Origin of the sequence: Flammeovirga aprica JL-4 (genome assembly GCF_012844305.1) — a bacterium.
GTDB classification, from domain to species: Bacteria; Bacteroidota; Bacteroidia; order Cytophagales; family Flammeovirgaceae; genus Flammeovirga; species Flammeovirga aprica.
The window spans coordinates 1-17,641 of record NZ_JABANE010000143.1; the positions used below are offsets into that span (position 1 = coordinate 1).

The 17,641-nt window shown below is 34.6% G+C and carries 13 protein-coding genes; 5 read left to right on the forward strand and 8 right to left on the reverse strand.

The genetic code is table 11. From position 1 onward, the window contains the following. Positions 1–253: 253 nt before the first annotated feature. Both HHU12_RS29860 and HHU12_RS29865 read right to left on the reverse strand, forming a co-directional pair. Entirely contained in the window at positions 254–1,756 is a 1,503-nt protein-coding gene (locus HHU12_RS29860; protein WP_169660398.1) for a sigma 54-interacting transcriptional regulator, read from the reverse strand. 4 nt (positions 1,757–1,760) lie between these two features. Then, positions 1,761–2,861, reverse strand: coding sequence for a vWA domain-containing protein (locus HHU12_RS29865; protein WP_169660399.1), 1,101 nt, complete (start codon positions 2,859–2,861; stop codon positions 1,761–1,763). Between the two features lie 582 nt (positions 2,862–3,443). Here HHU12_RS29865 and HHU12_RS29870 point away from each other — a divergent pair. Together HHU12_RS29870 and HHU12_RS29875 are read left to right on the forward strand one after the other, a co-directional pair. Further along, positions 3,444–4,673 (forward strand): hypothetical protein, encoded by a 1,230-nt coding sequence (locus tag HHU12_RS29870; RefSeq protein WP_169660400.1) that lies wholly within the window; start codon positions 3,444–3,446, stop codon positions 4,671–4,673. A 231-nt stretch (positions 4,674–4,904) separates the two neighbouring features. Continuing rightward, entirely contained in the window at positions 4,905–5,516 is a 612-nt protein-coding gene (locus tag HHU12_RS29875) for a class I SAM-dependent methyltransferase (RefSeq protein WP_169660401.1), read from the forward strand. 23 nt (positions 5,517–5,539) lie between these two features. Here the strand turns inward: HHU12_RS29875 and HHU12_RS29880 are convergent, their stop codons facing one another. Continuing rightward, the gene (locus HHU12_RS29880; protein WP_169660402.1) at positions 5,540–6,691 is read right to left on the reverse strand and encodes a BamA/TamA family outer membrane protein; all 1,152 of its coding nucleotides are present in this window, start codon (positions 6,689–6,691) and stop codon (positions 5,540–5,542) included. Positions 6,692–6,973: 282 nt separating this feature from the next. Beyond that, positions 6,974–7,285, reverse strand: coding sequence for a hypothetical protein (locus HHU12_RS29885; RefSeq protein WP_169660403.1), 312 nt, complete (start codon positions 7,283–7,285; stop codon positions 6,974–6,976). Between the two features lie 679 nt (positions 7,286–7,964). Here HHU12_RS29885 and HHU12_RS29890 point away from each other — a divergent pair. Beyond that, the gene (locus tag HHU12_RS29890) at positions 7,965–8,546 is read left to right on the forward strand and encodes a carbonic anhydrase (RefSeq protein WP_169660404.1); all 582 of its coding nucleotides are present in this window, start codon (positions 7,965–7,967) and stop codon (positions 8,544–8,546) included. Positions 8,547–8,733: 187 nt separating this feature from the next. Here the strand turns inward: HHU12_RS29890 and HHU12_RS29895 are convergent, their stop codons facing one another. The 4 genes from HHU12_RS29895 to HHU12_RS29910 all read right to left on the reverse strand — a co-directional run bounded on the left by HHU12_RS29895 (position 8,734) and on the right by HHU12_RS29910 (position 16,246). Next, entirely contained in the window at positions 8,734–9,984 is a 1,251-nt protein-coding gene (locus HHU12_RS29895) for a glycoside hydrolase family protein (protein WP_169660405.1), read from the reverse strand. A gap of 12 nt (positions 9,985–9,996) precedes the next feature. Beyond that, positions 9,997–11,700 carry a T9SS type A sorting domain-containing protein gene (locus tag HHU12_RS29900; protein WP_169660406.1) on the reverse strand — a complete coding sequence of 568 codons (1,704 nt, stop codon included), beginning with the start codon at positions 11,698–11,700 and terminating at the stop codon, positions 9,997–9,999. A 278-nt stretch (positions 11,701–11,978) separates the two neighbouring features. After that, entirely contained in the window at positions 11,979–13,517 is a 1,539-nt protein-coding gene (locus HHU12_RS29905) for a sulfatase-like hydrolase/transferase (protein WP_169660407.1), read from the reverse strand. Between the two features lie 161 nt (positions 13,518–13,678). Beyond that, entirely contained in the window at positions 13,679–16,246 is a 2,568-nt protein-coding gene (locus HHU12_RS29910; protein ID WP_169660408.1) for a glycoside hydrolase family 2 TIM barrel-domain containing protein, read from the reverse strand. A gap of 394 nt (positions 16,247–16,640) precedes the next feature. Between HHU12_RS29910 and HHU12_RS29915 the strand changes: the two genes are divergently transcribed. Together HHU12_RS29915 and HHU12_RS29920 are read left to right on the forward strand one after the other, a co-directional pair. Next, complete coding sequence (locus tag HHU12_RS29915) at positions 16,641–16,940, forward strand: T9SS type A sorting domain-containing protein (protein WP_169660409.1); 300 nt, start codon at positions 16,641–16,643, stop codon at positions 16,938–16,940. Between the two features lie 122 nt (positions 16,941–17,062). Further along, positions 17,063–17,293 carry a hypothetical protein gene (locus HHU12_RS29920; RefSeq protein WP_169660410.1) on the forward strand — a complete coding sequence of 77 codons (231 nt, stop codon included), beginning with the start codon at positions 17,063–17,065 and terminating at the stop codon, positions 17,291–17,293. Positions 17,294–17,641 lie beyond the last annotated feature (348 nt).

The following is a 17,641-nucleotide window of genomic DNA, read 5'->3' on the forward strand; positions in this document are numbered from 1 at the left end:
TTTCAAGAACAAATCAGTTTCTCTATCGAAATTCGGAAAAGAATATAAGTGCTTCTTTTATTATCGAAACTTAGTACTTAAAAAAAACAGTGATGGATTAAAAACCCGTCACTGTTTCACAACTAAATTGATATGATTATCATAGTTGTCAATTTATACAACTACTATTTTTTTATACTCATTATAATCAAACGGCATTATCTACGGCTTGATTTACCCTAAAAGGTCTTTTATTATACCTATTTGTCCAAAATTATAAATCTTCATCATCAGAGAAGTTCATCATTCCGGTCAAAAGGTCAGAAAAACTCATACTCGACGTAAGGTTATGCTTGCTCAACTGACTAAACTCAGCAAGACCATGAAGTATAAATTCCATTCTGAAATAAATTTCCTCCAATGTTTCATTAGGATATTTCTTCTCCACAATTTTTCGCAGATTAGGAACCGAATCCAATACTTTTCTGAATTTCTCATCGCTTGCTGCATGAATCAGGTCTACCTTATATCCGTCACCAAACCATTCCACAATCGGCTGATAAATATTATCACCTTGTTTTTTGGCTTGTTCTGGAGAAGGGAAGTAATTAATATACTGCTTTCTTATGGCCTTGCTGATTAAGCTTTGGGCCACTTCTCCTGCCCCCTCTTGCTCGCCCTCATACACCAATTCAATTTTTCCTGTGATGGCTGGAATAGTACCAATCAAGTCAGCCACTCTTACATAAGTTGAAGCCTCATTATTGATCAATATTCTCCTTTCAGCTGCTGAATATAGGTTTTCCATAGCTGAAATAGTCAAACGTGCCGAAACACCGCTCTTTTCATCTACAAACTCATTGGATCTCGCTTCAAAAGCAATTTGCTCGATAAGATTTCTAACGACTTCATTAACAGCAATAGTATCTTTCTGAGCGGGTTTGATGTTCGCCTCCTGTTCAGTGATTTTTTTCGCAATTTGTAAATCCTTCGGATAATGCGTGATAATCTGCGTTTCAATTCTGTCTTTCAAAGGCGTCACAATACTACCTCTGTTGGTATAATCTTCTGGGTTAGCTGTAAAAACGAACTGTATATCTAAAGGCAACCGTAATTTGAAGCCTCTGATCTGGATATCCCCTTCTTGTAAGATATTAAAAAGAGAAACCTGAATTCTTGGTTGCAAATCTGGAAGTTCGTTGATGACAAAAAGCCCTCTGTGTGACCTTGGAATCAGTCCATAATGAATCACCCTTTCATCAGAATAACTTAATTTATTTGCTGCAGCCTTAATTGGGTCAATATCTCCAATAAGATCGGCCACACTTACGTCAGGAGTAGCTAACTTTTCCGTGTAGCGGTCTTCTCTCTCCCACCAGGAAATTACAGTGTCATCCCCCTTTTCACTAATAAGTTCTTTTGCCTTATAAGACAATGGTTGCAAAGGATCATCATTAAGGTCCGACCCTTCCACCACTGGAATCACATCATCTAAAAGATTGACTAAAAGTCTTGCAATTCTTGTTTTCGCTTGCCCTCTCAAACCCAGCAGGTTTATATTATGCATTGAAAGAATACCTCTTTCCAATTCAGGAATTACGGTTTCCTCATATCCCCAGATTTCAGGAAAAGGACTTTCACCGCTTTTTAATTTCTCTATTAAGTTATCTCTTAATTCCTGTTTGATAGATTTAGACTGATAGCCCGCCACTTTCAATTCGCCAAGCGTTCGGATCTGCTTTTTCTCTTCTGTAGTAAGTTGAGTGTAATTTTTCATGTATTTATCTTTTTTTCTTATTTCTGTTGTAATCACTGAATATCATATCTCCCAAACCTTTTAACCCACTGTAGTAGGCATTTCCGTTATTGGCTTGTGTAAATTCCTGTACAAACTGTTGCAGGTAAGGGTCTGAAGCGATCATAAATGTTGTAATCGGAATTTTTAATCGTCTTGCTTGAGATGCTAGATTCAATGTTTTATTGACAATTTTTCGGTCAAGACCAAAACTGTTTTTATAGTATTTCGCTCCTTCTTTTATACAGGAAGGCTTACCGTCAGTAATCATGAAGATTTGCTTATTGGTCGTCTTTTTTCTTCTTAAAAGATCCATAGCCAGTTCCAAGCCTGCCACTGTGTTCGTATGAAAAGGTCCCACCTGAAGGTATGGCAAATCTTTAATATTGATCTGCCAAGCATCATTACCAAAAACAATAATATCTAATGTATCTTTTTTATATTTCCTTTTGATCATTTCTGCCAAAGCCATCGCTACTTTCTTCGCAGGAGTGATTCTATCTTCACCATACAAAATCATAGAATGGGAAATATCAATCATCAAGACCGTGGAAGTTTGTGTCCTATACTCTTTTTCTGTCACTTCCAGATCATCTTCATTGATTGTAAAATCATCAATACCATGATTGACCTGCGCATTTCGGATAGAATCGGTCATGGAGATTTGACTTAAAGCATCACCAAATTCAAAGGCTCTTTTATCAGGGGTAAATTCATCCCCTTTATTTCCAGCGTAAGGTGTTTTATGGTCACCAGCTCCTCCTTTTTTAAGTTTACCAAAGATCTCATCCAACGCTTGCTGACGGATACTCTGCTCACTTTTAGGAGTGATGCTTACCTCTCCGTTTGTAATTGGATCTTCTTTTATATAACCATTCTTTTTCAGGTCTTCATAAAAGTCACCCATGCCATAGCCATCTTTGGTAAGCTTGTACTGCTTATCAAGGTCATTCATCCATGAAAGGGTTTCGGTTACATCGCCTGAAGTGATGTTAATTAATTCTAGAAAAACCTTCAAGAGGTCTTCAAATGTATTGTTCTGTTTATTTTCGGGCGGGATATATTGTGTAAATCTATAACCACTCATAGCCATTCTAATATTTAAAGTTGGAGATGAAATAGCTCTTAATTTACCTATTCAAAAATAGGCTTATGAAAGAAAGCTAAAACAAGATAACAAAAAAGGAACAGTTAAGAGATTTATTTTGTTTTCGAAAAAGTAAAATCAGTAGTTTATTCTTGATGAATTTAAAAACAAAATAGGTCTAAGGTGTAAAAAAACAATTCAGACACATGAGTAATAATATTAAATAAACACTCATGGAAATATAAAATTAGATCATTTATTTACATCTATTCACATGTGACTTGAATCCTTAAATATTACAATTAACACCTTCTAATATTTTTAACTTGTTTTACGTTAAACATAAAAATTTATAACATCGTACAAACATTAATTTCTATCTTTTTATTTTAATGACCGTCATCATTTATTTATATTATGTTAATTTTCAGTAACTTTTTTAAGTTAACGTCTGTAAATCTGTTTGGTTTTTTTTCACACATCATCAACATTTGTCCTGTCGCTAAGACATTTTTTAACAGACAAATCAATTTTTAAAAACCTATTTTAACTTTAAATAGTTATATATAAACTCCTAACAAAATGAAAAAAACTTTATTATCAATTTTACTTTTTTCACTATCTATAGTGACATTCGCACAAGCTCCAGTTAAAGTTACTGAATTTGACACTACTGCACATAGAGTACAAATCGGTGGTGGTTTAAACTTGGTTTACCAAGGTCTTAATCAAACAGGTGTAACTGCAATTGACAATGATGGTAATCCTTATGATGCTCAAGTAACAGATTGGTTCCGTCTTCCTGCAGGTGATTTAGATTTAAAAGTAAGAATTGCAGAAGGTGTGAACTTACATACTTCAGTTTGGTTAGCTTCTCACCACCACACTGACACTTACTTTGGTTTTGGTTACTTAGAAGTACAAAAATTCAATGTTTTAGGATTAGGCGATGGTGCAACTGATTTCTTAAACAACCACTTAGTTATCAAAGCAGGTATTGGTAACTCTTTATTCTCTACAAACCAATACTACAGAACTACAAACGCAAATGCGAAAAACAACCCATTCATCTCTAATACATTGATTGATGATTTCGGTACTTCATTATTTGGTGAAGCTTATTTCTTCGCAAATGACAAAGAGTCATTCTTAATGTTCGGTTTTCATGACTTCGCATCTAAGTTTGGTGTAAAAACAGTTCAACAAGGACAAGATAAAGGTAGACTTCCAAGATTATCGTTAGCAGGTAACAAAGTATTCAAATTCAACGAAGATACTAAATTAGCTATCCAAGCAGCATATGTTACTTCTTTAGAAGACGGTACTTCATCTCAGCAGTTCAAAAACAACAGAGCTGGTTCTGAACTAGGACAAATCTTCAACCAAGGTGACTTCGGTGGCGATATGGGTCTTCAACAAAGAGGTGAGTCAAACATTTCAGTTGATGGTACTTTTAACTTCAAAGGTTTACAAGCTAGAGCTTCATACCAAATGTTGACAGGTGAGCACAGCTTAAGTGGATGGAAAGAAGGTACTGTAAATCAATTAACTTTAGATTTATCTTACCAAATCACTCCAAAAGTATACGTTGCAGGTCGTTACAATGCTGTAGGTTCTGATTTCGAATTAGCAGCTGAAGATGCTGACAAAAAATATGAAGGTGATAAGATCGAAGTAGGTTTAGGTTATGAGATGACTAAAGGTATCTTAATGAAAGCTTCTTACTTCAACCAAAACATGACAAACGATTTCGTTGGTATGGCTAACGGTAACGCAACTGGTTTGTTAGTAGGTCTTAACTTATACTTCTAATCAAAAGTGAATCTGATCATCCCGAATAGCGGCGGGAAAATATAGATTATAATTTAGGTAAAATCTGAAGGTCTCCAATTTCTTAGGAAGTTAGGGACCTTCTTTTTATATTAGAATGCTTTAAACATGAATAACACTTCTTTAATCAATTTTTCTTAAAGAAATAGACTTTAGTCAACCGTTCGATTTATTGCTCGTAAACAAACTTATTATTTTTATCTACTTAATATTATGGAAACAGAAAAAAACTATCACGATTATGTGATCAAAGAAGGAAAATTCATTGGAGACTTCGAAACAATGTATCGCGAATGTAAAGATCCCTGGACTCAATCAACTCAACCCAACAACTACTCTAGGTTATCCGGTATTTTACATATGAGAAATTTTGGCATCAACTCTCTTGTGGAGTGCGGATGCGGTTTAGGCTATTATGCTGAATGGGTATATAGAGAAACAGGCATAGTTCCAAAAAGTATTGACATCTCAGAAACGGCTATTGAAAGAGCAAATGCTTTATTTCCTCACCTTGATTTTAAAGTGGGCGACATCACTAACAGCATTGAAAATTATAAGAGTTACGACTGTATTTTATTAAGTGAAATTATTTGGTATATCCTTCCTGATCTTGACCAACTTTTCAAAACACTAAAAGAACATTTTTCTGGCAAATACCTTATGGTGAACCAAGTTTTCTATAAAGGAACACAGAAATATGGTAACGATTACTTTACCTCTATGGAAGAAATGATAAAATATTTCCCGTTTGATTGTGTAGCAAAAGTAGAAGCTACTCAAAAGACGGATACTACTATTGAAACTTCAGTATTGTTTCAAATCTAATTTAACAATATGATCAACAAGGTTTAAAAGGCTTCTCTGCTAGTAAGCCATAAGCCTTGTTGGTCATAATTACCAATACCATAATCTATTCTAAAATTCAATTTCATATTCTCAACTAACTGAAATCTCAATCCTAACCCTACTGTATATTTCATGTTTTCAAAAGCATTTGTCCCATTAGAACCATATACATTTCCCACACTTGCAAATGTCGCCACCCCTACTCTCCACCACAAATGTCTTCTGTATTCCACTTGTGCCATGTAGTAATTTTTATCGATAAAACGATTGGGCTGTGCAATACTTCTCATCTTTTTCGATCCGCCTAAGGTGTTCAAGTAGTAAAAAGGAATTTGACCGTTTTTCATGTGAAAAGCACCAAAAAAACCTAAGATATTTTTCTCGTTTTTAATTTTCACAAAATGACTGAACTCTGTATAAAAGTGCCAGAATACATAATCATTTCCCAGTAATTTGGGATAGGTAGTCAATGATGTAACCAATAAGCTACCCTGTGAAGGATAAACAATATCATCTCTTGTATCGAATTTTAAAATGGGCCCAAGACCAAAATTAAAACCGCCAGCTATCCCTTCAGAAGTTTCATATAAATGAGGCACACTTTCTACTTCTTCAATTGTATTGTTTTGAATATCATAGTGAAGACCCAAAAATAGGGTTTCTGTCAGTTCATAACTCACTTCGCCGAAGGTAGAAAAACGTCTATTGAAATACGAGGTTGTATCTACAGGTACTTCTTCGTTAATTCCAAAATAGGTATTGGGTACATATTGGTATACTCCAGTGAAATACATATTAAACTTACCTTTTCCAAACATAATTAAACTTGCATCGAGATTGAAAAGGCCTTTTGTGGAAAGTGAGAGAGAAGGAATTAATGTAGTGGGACGATTGTACTTAGAAGGTTTTTGTATTGATGCCTCCTTTTCATTAAAAGTAACAACAGGCATTACACCGATTGACAAACCTTCCTGTTCACTAAATCCTCCTGTAGGATAAAAAACAGAAGAAAATTTACTGTTTCTGTGTGTTATTAATTCAAGAATATTGTCAACAAGTTTAGGATCTTGTAAGGTTTCTTTTGTTTGATTATACTCTTGCCCGTAACTAATAATACTGAGCAGCATAAATAACGTAGTAATGTATGATTTCATTTAGTGTTAATGGGACTTATTTTTGACGAAAATAGTGAAGTATTTAGGATCTGAGCTTATATTATTCTCAATTTACGGCTTTTTTATGGATTAATTTTACATATGTAATAATTCATAATAATAAACCATTATTCATAAAAAAAAGTTTTTCACTTGGTAATAATAATTTCACGGTATTATCACTAACCAACTATATAACATCAATTTGAGCTTTTTAGAATAGCCTTGCTTTAAAGAAAACAACACCACTGTAGTATGCCAGTGATGTTGTAAGAAATCGGATTATTGAAACATTTTCTGAAAATATTTTTCATAAAGGAAAATATCATTGGGATGTTCTAATCTTTTTGAAAAGTCATATAAAACATCTAACATTTCAATAGCCCTGTTCTTAATATTTTTTTCATTGAGCCAGAAACTTGTATCTGATTGTTTATGCAATAATATTTCATTCAGCATCCTGAAAACTTTTTTCTCTTCTTTTACAAAGGAAAATAGTGCATGCTCTTCGATTTTCTTTTCATTAAGATAATCTAAAACCGATTCTAATAAATCAGGGTGAACTTCTAAATGGTATCTATCTGTAATCATCATTATAAAGTAGTAAGACGAGTTAAATGTTGAAGTGCTAAGACTTATCTATTTATACGCCCTCATTACTTTTAATTTTTTACCTAAATGTTCAAAAGTTTACCCTAAAAGCTCAAAATTGATTTACCATACCCTATCAAAATAGAGCAATTGATGATTTCCATTTTGAATTTCAAAATCACTTTTTGCCTTATCAAAGGACGGGGAGTCTATTTCTACAAATAAAATGGCTAGGACAACAATTAGTAAGCATAGTAATTGTTTTCTTAATGGATCAAGTTTGTTCATAGTTTTCTTTGTTATTATTATGGCTCAATGTATACGTTCTATTCATATTTCACAAAACTTTAGCTTGCTTTTGACATTATTTAAAAGAGGCAAGTAGCTGATCATAATTAAATATAGTTTATAAATGTAGAATGAATTGATCTCAGGTAAGGCAAAATTTACAGTCCTAGCCATAGCTAAGATGAAAAATTTTAACGAAACCTGAGTTTAATTCAAATGCATTTAAACTATAGATAATTTTGAACAGGTACTTAAACACATTTATTAAAAGTGTTATAAAAATCCCGTTGATTTGAATAGATTTTTTTTTCTTAGTATGACAAATTTTGATAAAAATTACCAATCGTTTATATTCAACAGATTTTATATATAACTTTTTAATTAACTAAAGATTATGACACATCAGGAGATCATTGATAGCCTCATTGCGGGAAACAAAAAATTTGTTGAAGAAAAAGCGGAGGGGAAACTAAGAGATCAAGAAAGAATACAAGAACTGAGAAATGGTCAAGATCCCAAAATTATTGTATTGAGCTGTGCTGATAGTAGAGTTGTTCCTGAATTGGCTTTTGATAAAGGTCTGGGAGAACTTTTTGTAGTTCGTGTAGCTGGAAATATTGCCAATACAGATAGTATTGCTTCTATTGAATATGCAGTGGCACACTTAGGTTCTACAGTGATTGTAGTATTGGGTCATGAAAACTGTGGTGCAGTAACTGCTGCGGTAAACGGTGGTGATAATGGCTACAACTTAAATCACTTATTGTGTCAAATTACTCCTGCAGTAGAAGCGGCTGAAGAAGGTGCTGATGTTAACCAAGTTGTAAAGATCAATGCTAAATTAAATGCTGAGCAACTTGTTGAAAGATCGTCAATTATTGCTAAAGCTGTAGTTAGTGGTACAGTAAAAATCGTACCTGCTTACTATAACTTATCAGATGGTAGTGTAGATTTTCATCTTGAACCAACTGTTTAGTAGTTAGTCTAAGTACAAATTCAAAAATAAATCATAGTTAATTCTAATTTATTTTTGAATTTGTACTTTATAATAAAAAATCATCCTATTTACTTTGATGTAAGTAGGATGATTTTTTATAAATTAAGAAGGATAAATGAAGAGAAATGCTCCTTTGATCGTTGCAGTACAACTATATCAATCTTCATTATTTTAATTGTAATCGCTTTACTTTCTCCGTTACAATTAATTCTCTTTCCCCTGCCCTCTTGCCTGTGTGGGAAACCGTTGAGGCATCAATGATTATTTCCTCTTTGGCTAAATTTAATATTGCAGCGATAGACGGTCCTTGTTTACAACCTATCCCTGTTTCTTTATCAGGATTAATATCATCTTGATACAATTCTAATAAGGAGTCTGGTATATATACTTTTGATTGTCTTGAAACAGTCGTCATATCTCCGTGAATCATTTCCACATTTTTAACGGATGAGCCTTTTGCAAAAGAGCCATTGTGCCATTTTTTTGCTGGATCAAGCTTTTTTGAAATAAAACCATCCTTAATCATTACACCCCATTCACATCGAATAGCTTTGGCGCCGTTTACTGTTACAATACCGTTGTCTACCACATGAGGCTGAAGAGAAACCGCTGCTTTACCCTGCGTACACACCACATCTTCAATTACAACATTATCTACTCCTACATTGTGTTCTCTACCCGTATGAGTTTCAATTCGGGCCGTCACTCCACCAACGGACTGCAAGTTTTTCAACCATATATTCTCCCCTGTATTTCCCTGTACCAATCCATATCCATAAGAAGCGTCATAAATTGATACATTTTTAATCGTCACATTTTTCGGTCGATCGGCTTTTGATGTCCCCTTTTTCCTCATGTTCAAAGAAATGGCTGAGAAGACGGTTTGATCGTCAGAAACCGTAAAATTTTCAAGGTAAAGGTTTGTTACTTTTCCTACGGTAAAGGCTCTGCATTTCACAGCAATCGAGCGGTCATAATAAAAGCGTGGACGCTGAGATGCATCTCCCTCTCCAATAAAAGTAACATTACTGATATTTTCATCGGCGAATCGACCCACTGTAAAAATCAGTTGGACTTTAGGCTGAATATCTAAACGAGGCATAAAAACTACGCCTTCTTTACAACGGATATGTACATTGGATTTCAACTGTATATCCTTGAGCTGATAATTTCCCTTTTCAACAATAATTCTGCCTCCTTTTATCTTAGAAGCTTTATCAATCGCTTTTTGAAAATTGCGAATATCCTCCTCTACATTACCAGACGGCTGAAGAGATGCCACCAAAGGCAATGCATTGATAGCTTCAGAAGACGGGCCTTGATAACCTACATCTGCCCTTTTTTCAATTTGTGCAAAAGTAAAAACTGATATTAAATTGAATAGAAACGTTATCAATAGTTTGTGATATGATTTCATACTCCTCAAGCGTTATTGTTTTACCACTTTATACCTGTACATCAAATCATCCATTTTTACTGAAACGAAATACAAACCATTTTTTAGGTTTTCTAAAGAAATACTATGACTCTCCGTTTTTTTTTCTGATTGATGAAGTAAAGCTCCTTGTGATGAAAAAACCTCAACTTTTCCGTTACCCAACCCCTCTATATTTAACTGATTTTGTGCGGGATTGGGATAAACATTAAATATGCTTTTATCAGAAGGAATAAATCCCGTAGGCTCTTCTTTGTCTTTATCATCAATATCAGTATAAACATCATCAGGGTAAGGATATTCCCTTGGTCCCTCATCATTATCGTTTTTGAATTGGATATCATCAATATAAAACAACGCTTTCGCACTTTTTATATCTCTTCCTCTTAGCATTAACTGTATTCTATCCCCTTCTGTAAAGCTGGGGTTTGAAATTTCTGTTCTGTTGAAAGTCTGAGAGACTGTTACCCATTCTCCTTTAGGGATATTTTGAGTGTTGACCTTGATGGTTTTTCTTGGATTAAATAAGGTGAGGTTGATATAATCAATCTCAGTTTGTTCATCCAGCCAAATCTGGAAGCTCACTTCATTGTCCCCAGAAGGCAAATCCAATGAGCCAAAAGGTGAGAAAATAGAATAATTCCCATCAAAATCACCCTCTTTTTCAAACTTCAAACTGAACTCTCCTTCCGCTGCTTTCTCATTTCTAATTCTCCATGGGTGACTAGGTGCGTTCCACCATTGGACACTTCTGCCTTGAAAGTGGAAAGGTCCTTCAAAACCCTTAGCATTGAAAAAGGATTGTGCTTCTTCCTTCTGCCAAACTCTGATATAATCCACTTTAAATTCTGCGGGTTCGGCTAAGTCTTCTTTATTGGGTAGTCCGTACCAATAAAACACTTCTGAAGACAACCAAATCTCATGTGGATAATCGTATTTCCATTGGTTTTTAGCCATTAATTCTTCCTTAGTGACAGAACGAAGCAATTTGCCATTGAAATAAGTTTTCATGTATTCCTTATCCCATTCAAAACCAAAAACATAATAATCCTCCGCCATACGCACCTGCATATCATCTTCCACTTTCCAGTTTTTATGGTCAGGATCTTTATCGGGGTCCCAGCTGATCAGGTTGGTTCTGTAACGTCTTTCCAAATCATCCGATTGATTTTCAGGATTACCAATTGGACGACGGCCATAGTTTTCAATCATATCAATTTCACCATGATAACCTGTAGTCCAGAAAGCAGAAGTTACTGGTGCATCTGCCGCCTTACACCTGATTTCCATATATCCGTATCTGAAAAAAGTTTCACTCATTACGCTTGCTTGAGTAATGGGCTTACTGCCATCAGGTCCTTCAGTAGTACCTCCATAATAACAGCCATTGTTAGTTTCTAAAGCGTAATCATAATCCGGGTCCCACCTTGATGTGAGTATAAGTTCTCCATTCTCCACACGGACATTATGCCCTGCAAACTGTCCTGGAGCTCTGCCCTTCCACTTGGCTCTATAATCGTTGTTTTCTCCCAACACCCACCATTTCCCCTTGTTCAATTCCTCTCCATTAAACTCATCACTTGCCCATTTATTTAAAATCCACCCTCCTTCATTGTCTGGATCTGAGAGAGGATTAACTTGTGCATTAAGATTGAGGCATAGCGATAAGAGAAGACTTAGTGTAATAACTCTTTTCATTTCTGTATTAAATTATTGATTGTGATAAAATGAGGGCTAGCTGATGAGTTTTTTTGAGTTAAGAGTTAAGAATGAAGAGTTAAGGTGGTACTTGGTGTAATTTGAGAGTGCTTTGCGTTACAACTTTCTTAGTTACTCTGTATTAAAAAATTACTGAAAACAATACAAACCATGTCATTCTTCCTTCTTAATTCTTCATTAAAAAAAGACTCTTATTTCTTTTGTGTTAGTCAAAGTGGAGAAAGGCATCTATTGAAGCTTCTTCCTCCACCTGTTTTCTATTGATTATTTTCATGAATTTTACCAAATGTCTTTTTGAAATTAGGCATGTTGGTACTATTCCATTTATTTTCGAAATCATAGTGAGGAGCATCAAAAAACTCAGGTCTTTTATCTTCCCAAGTGTACGTCCACTTGTTAACTGTGTTTTTCATTTCCTTTACAATATTTGGATGTTGAGGAGCGATATCTTTTTGCTCACTAATATCCTTTGAAAGATCAAATAGCTTCCATTTTCCATTTCCATCACTGTACAATTTATAATTGTTTCTTACCACCCCAACTCTGTTTAAATCTACAGCTTCGTTCGGTTGTTTTGGTTTCTTCCCGAAAAAGTGACGTAACACATAAATGCTTTCATCTTCTCTTGGATTAGTGTTATTGAAAATATTTTCAGACACTTCTTTTCCATCCAGTATTTTATCTTTAGGAATTTTCGCTCCAGCTAATTTTGCAAAAGTGGGGAAGAAATCTAATGCTGAGAAATTATAAGGATTGACATCCCCTTTCTTCATACTGCTATTAGGATAATAAACAAACATTGGTACTCTGAAACCACCTTCATAAGCATCACCTTTTCTTCCTCTCAATGGATAATTATTAGCTCCTGCAGGCATCTTACCTCCATTATCGCTCATAAATACAATCATGGTATTTTCTAATTCTCCATTCTCTTCTAACTTCTCTACTATACGCTGAATATTGTAATCCACATTGTACATCATCGCCGTGTAAGTGAGTCTTTTGCTTCCAGCTTCTGCCGCTTTTCCACCTAATTTTTGCTGAATTGCTTTGATGTCTTCATTCTTTGCCTGAATTGGCGTATGAGGAGCATTGTAAGCTAAATACAAGAAAAACGGTTGTTGCTTTTCCTTTGATTCATCAATAAATTCTAATGTCGCATCCGTTAAAACATCTGTTACATACTTGTCTTTCCCTGTTTCAACATAGATTTTATTTTTCATCATAGGACGGTTGTAATCCATTCCATACGCTCCCATCGAATATTTTTCTGGCGTATAAGTAGAAGCCGGCAACCACGTTTTTGAGTGGTATTCGTGTCCACCTCCTAAAAAACCATAGAAGTAATCAAACCCTCTTTCTAAAGGGTGATAGTCTCCTGTTGCTCCAAGGTGCCATTTGCCGATTGCACCTGTGTGATAACCTGCATTTTGGAGCACATCTGAAATAAATGTTTCTCCTTTGGCTACTCCAAAACCTGAAAAAGCGGCTAGGTTAAACTGTGCACCAAACACATGTGGCATCCTACCAGTCATGATCCCCGTTCTACTTGGACCGCAAAACGGATGTGTGACATAAGCAGAAGTGAAAACGGTTCCTTGATCTGCCAACTTATCAATGTTGGGGGTATACACATCTTTTGCTGATTGAGGCATAAATCCCACATCTGCATAGCCTAAGTCATCCATTAAGATTAAGATAATATTAGGTCTTTTTGATTTTTTGTCGTCTGCGTAGGTATTGAGCATTGTCAATGTCAATACAGCTATCGCTATACATTTAATAACTCTTTTCATTTCGTCGCACTACTAAATAGACTGTGAATTTTGTCTTAAAAAATATTGATAAGACAATTTATGTTTGTTTGTTGTTTTGGATGTCACTTTAGGTAAAAGGAATGATGGTTTGCGTTCATTCCTCTCATTTACAACAAGTTCCAAAAATGAATCACCTTTATTTACTGTTCTATTTTCTTCTTTTGATTGATATTAATTGTCACTTCATTCGATGTTAATTTCTTATTTTTCGAATAAGCTGTCACTTTTACTTTACTAGGTTGATCAGTGGCTTGTAGCATCATCAGACACTTTCCATTTACAGTTTCAATGGAATGATTTTTATAATTTACAATTTTTCGAGTATCACCGGCATCTGTCCCCAAAAGTCGGTGAAGACCTTCCACTTCAAAAATAACTTCTTCTTCTGAATATTTCACCTCTTTTCCTTTTTTATCCACCAATTGAGCCACTAATTTAACAACATCGGTTGTATTAGAAAGTAGGTCTGTACGATCTGCTGTAATTCTTATTCCCACAGCTTCACTTACAGTTTCTAAAGAAGTAGAGATTTTCTCCCCATTTCTTTTTCCTTTTGCTATCAATTTACCCTTTTTAAAATCAACTGCCCACTTGTAGGTGTAATCCGCTTGGTCCTTTAAATATTGAACACCAAGTGATTTCCCATTCTGGAATAACTCCACTTCCTCACAATTCGCATAAACTTCCACTATGGTTTTTTCTCCATTCTGATAATTCCAATGCGGATTCACTTCCTGCCATTCTCTTGGTGCAAGTTCCCAATATCCCTTTTTCTTCTCGACCACCACACCATGATTATCTACTTTATAAATTGATTTATCAGCAGATTGCGTAAACATACTGATCACCGGAATATCATCTCTCCATAATGCTTTAAACATATAAAAAGAGGCTCTTGGAAAACCTGCTGTATCCAACAAACCATGTGGAGTAGCTTTCAATGGCCATTCATGCTTTCTTTTTTCTCCCAAATAATCTATTCCCGTCCAAAGAAAAATACCAGCAATATACTCACGTTCTGCAGCTGCCTTCCATTCATACCATCTTGGCACATTCTCTGTTCCCATCATGATTTGATTAGGGTAAGTGGCTTTAAAATAATCGTACTTATGTGGCTTGTAGCTGAATCCAACCACGTCTAACACATCAGTATAACCCGTTTCAAAACTTGAAGTAGGTAAAATACAGTTGGCGGTAATGTATCTTGTTGTGTCTAACTCTTTTGTCCAATCGGCCAATTTCTTGGCTGTAGCACCAATATTATACGTTTGTTTTGGAAATGCTTTCCAGAACGCTCTCACTTCTTCCGGAGTATGCGGTGGCACTTCAGTTCTCCAAAGCGTCCAGTCAATTTTATCATCCTTGTTCGTCTCTTTAAAAATACCCGTAGCACCTCTATTACCAGGATAAGTCCATTCTATTTCATTCCCTATACTCCACTGAAAAATACTAGGATGGTTTCTGCTTGATAAAATAGTATTTTTCAGATCTGTTTCTGCCCATTTTTGAAAATGCTCTGAATGCCCTCTCGTTATATAATCTACTTCTTTATCATGCATATTATAGCGTTTATCTTTCGGCAAATCCCATTCATCATAAAACTCATTCTGCACCAAAAAGCCCATCTCATCACAGAGATCTAAAAACTCATCTGAAGCAGGGTTATGCGACATTCTTATGGCATTACATCCACCCTCTTTTAGTAAAGTTAGTTTTTGTCTCCACACATCTTTCGGTACTGCTGTACCCACTAATCCAGCATCATGATGCAGACAAACTCCTTTTATTTTTAAGTTTTGATCATTAAGAAAAAATCCTTTATCCTTATCAAAGTATAATTTTCGAATACCAAATGCTGTTTCCTCACTTTGCACCACTTTCCCATTCTCATAAAGCAAAATTTCAGCTTTATATAAATGCGGCTGATCTATACCCCAAAGCTTAGGGTTTTGAATTTCAAAAGTATGCTGATACGTCTTCTCTCCATTTTGAGCAAGTGTAATTGATTTTTCAGTTTGATGTACTTCATTTCCTTGCTGATCGATAATTGATAATTGAATTTTTCTCTCAGCCTCAGCTGAAGTTGAATTCAAGAGGTTCACTTTTACATCAACCGTTGCTTTTTCCGCTGACACATAAGGCGTAGTTATAAAAGTTCCCCAAACAGGAATCAGCACCTCTCCTGTAATCAATAAATTCACATTTCTATAAATCCCAGAACCAGTATACCAACGCGAATCAGCATAACGGCTGTGATCCACTTTCACCATCAACCTGTTTGATGAGCCGTCTTGATGTAGATAAGGTGTTAAATCAAAATAGATAGGAGCATATCCATAAGGATGATCTCCTATTTTCATTCCATTGAGCCAATACTCAGCATTATTGTACACTCCATCAAAAACAATAAAACACTTCTGCCCTTTCTGAATTGGCGTTTCAAATTGTTTGCTGTACCACCCTATTCCTCCAATTGAAAAAGCAGTACACCCTTCTAAGTCTTCAGAAAAATCATTTTCGATAGTCCAATCATGTGGTAAGTTCAACTTTCTCCAGTGATCAGTGGCATAATTGCTTAAGGTAAATTCCACAGAGTCTTCTAATATAAAAGACCAATCTGCATTAAAATTAACCTTGCTTTGAGCAGATACTCCCATACTATGGGATAGTATTAATACCAGTAGTAGTTTAAATTGTAATACCCTCATTTCATACTTGTTTGTGAAAATTTAATTGTGAAATGAATTTGGAAATTCCTGCTTTCTAAGGTGTTGTTGTAAGAAAAGAATAGGTTGCTAGTAGTTCTTTTTTGAAAAATGGACAACTTTGGAAGTGATCAAGAGGTAATTTCACAGAATAATAATAGTCCCTCAAAATTTTGAAAAACAAGCGATAAAAAATAAAATCTATAGCTTATATGGATTTAATAGAATTAAATTTTACAAATTAACAAAGTGACAAAAAGTTACATTATGTGTTATTGTACTATTTGAAGTAAATAATCACTTTGTTAATAAATAGAATAAATAAATGTGAGTAAACTTTTATTTTTATTTGTTTTAACACTTATTGCAAGTGAATTAAATAAACATAAGTCATCCAATGCTCTTTACCAAAGCTCTCAATTTTATTAAAAATACTGTTTCTCCAGAAAAGGAATGGAAGGTGTATCCTACGTTGGTATACGATCATGTTACTATTTCTACTCCTAAAAAATCATCTACTTATTTTGTCGAAATCATCAGTGAAAATGGTGAGGTTCTTATGGATCAAAAGTACAAAGGAGCCACAAAAATTTATTTCAATAAATGGGGAAAAGGCGTCTATCAAATGACTCTCAAATATGATGAAGGGGAAATAAAATCTAAAATTTTGGTGTATCCTAGGTTCGAAAATGTATAACCTATGTTATAATCAGCAGTTGAATTCTGTAGATTTCTTAAAAAATTAAGTTTACAAACGTTATTAAACTATCTTTATCCCTATACTAAACGGACAGAAGTATCTTAAACTTAATTTTACCTATGAAATTAATAATCATCACACTACACTTTTTACTGTTAAGTTTTTATTCTAATGCACAAGGATTAAATATACAGGAAACGTTAGCTGAAAAGGAAGGAAAATCAACTACTGAACTTTTTGAAGAAAGAAAAGAGGAACGTAAAACCAAAAGAGAAGAAAAACGTGATTTGAAATCAAATCAAGGTGCTCAGTCAGATATTGTACGCAAAGAAGATCTAGAGCATCAGTAAATTTTGTATTTTCTAAAGTACCTAGACAAAAGTAATCGAGTGTTTCGTAGACCCATAATTGAAATTATGGGCTTTTGGGAAGATAAATCATTTATCAACTTGTGATTATAATATTTGGCTTATTCGCATTTAAATGGCTATAAAGACTGTAAATCTTTGAGGTATGTCAAGATTATAATGACAGTTGGAAAATGTGATAGCTACCCAAAAGCCCATGACTTCTCTTATGGTTAATCCAAATAAAATCCTTATTATTTAGTACAATTTTATAAAAATTCCTTCAATAAGTTTTTCCAAGCAAAACTAAACCTGAATTTCATCGGTAAAGGGTATATAAACTCCTTCATT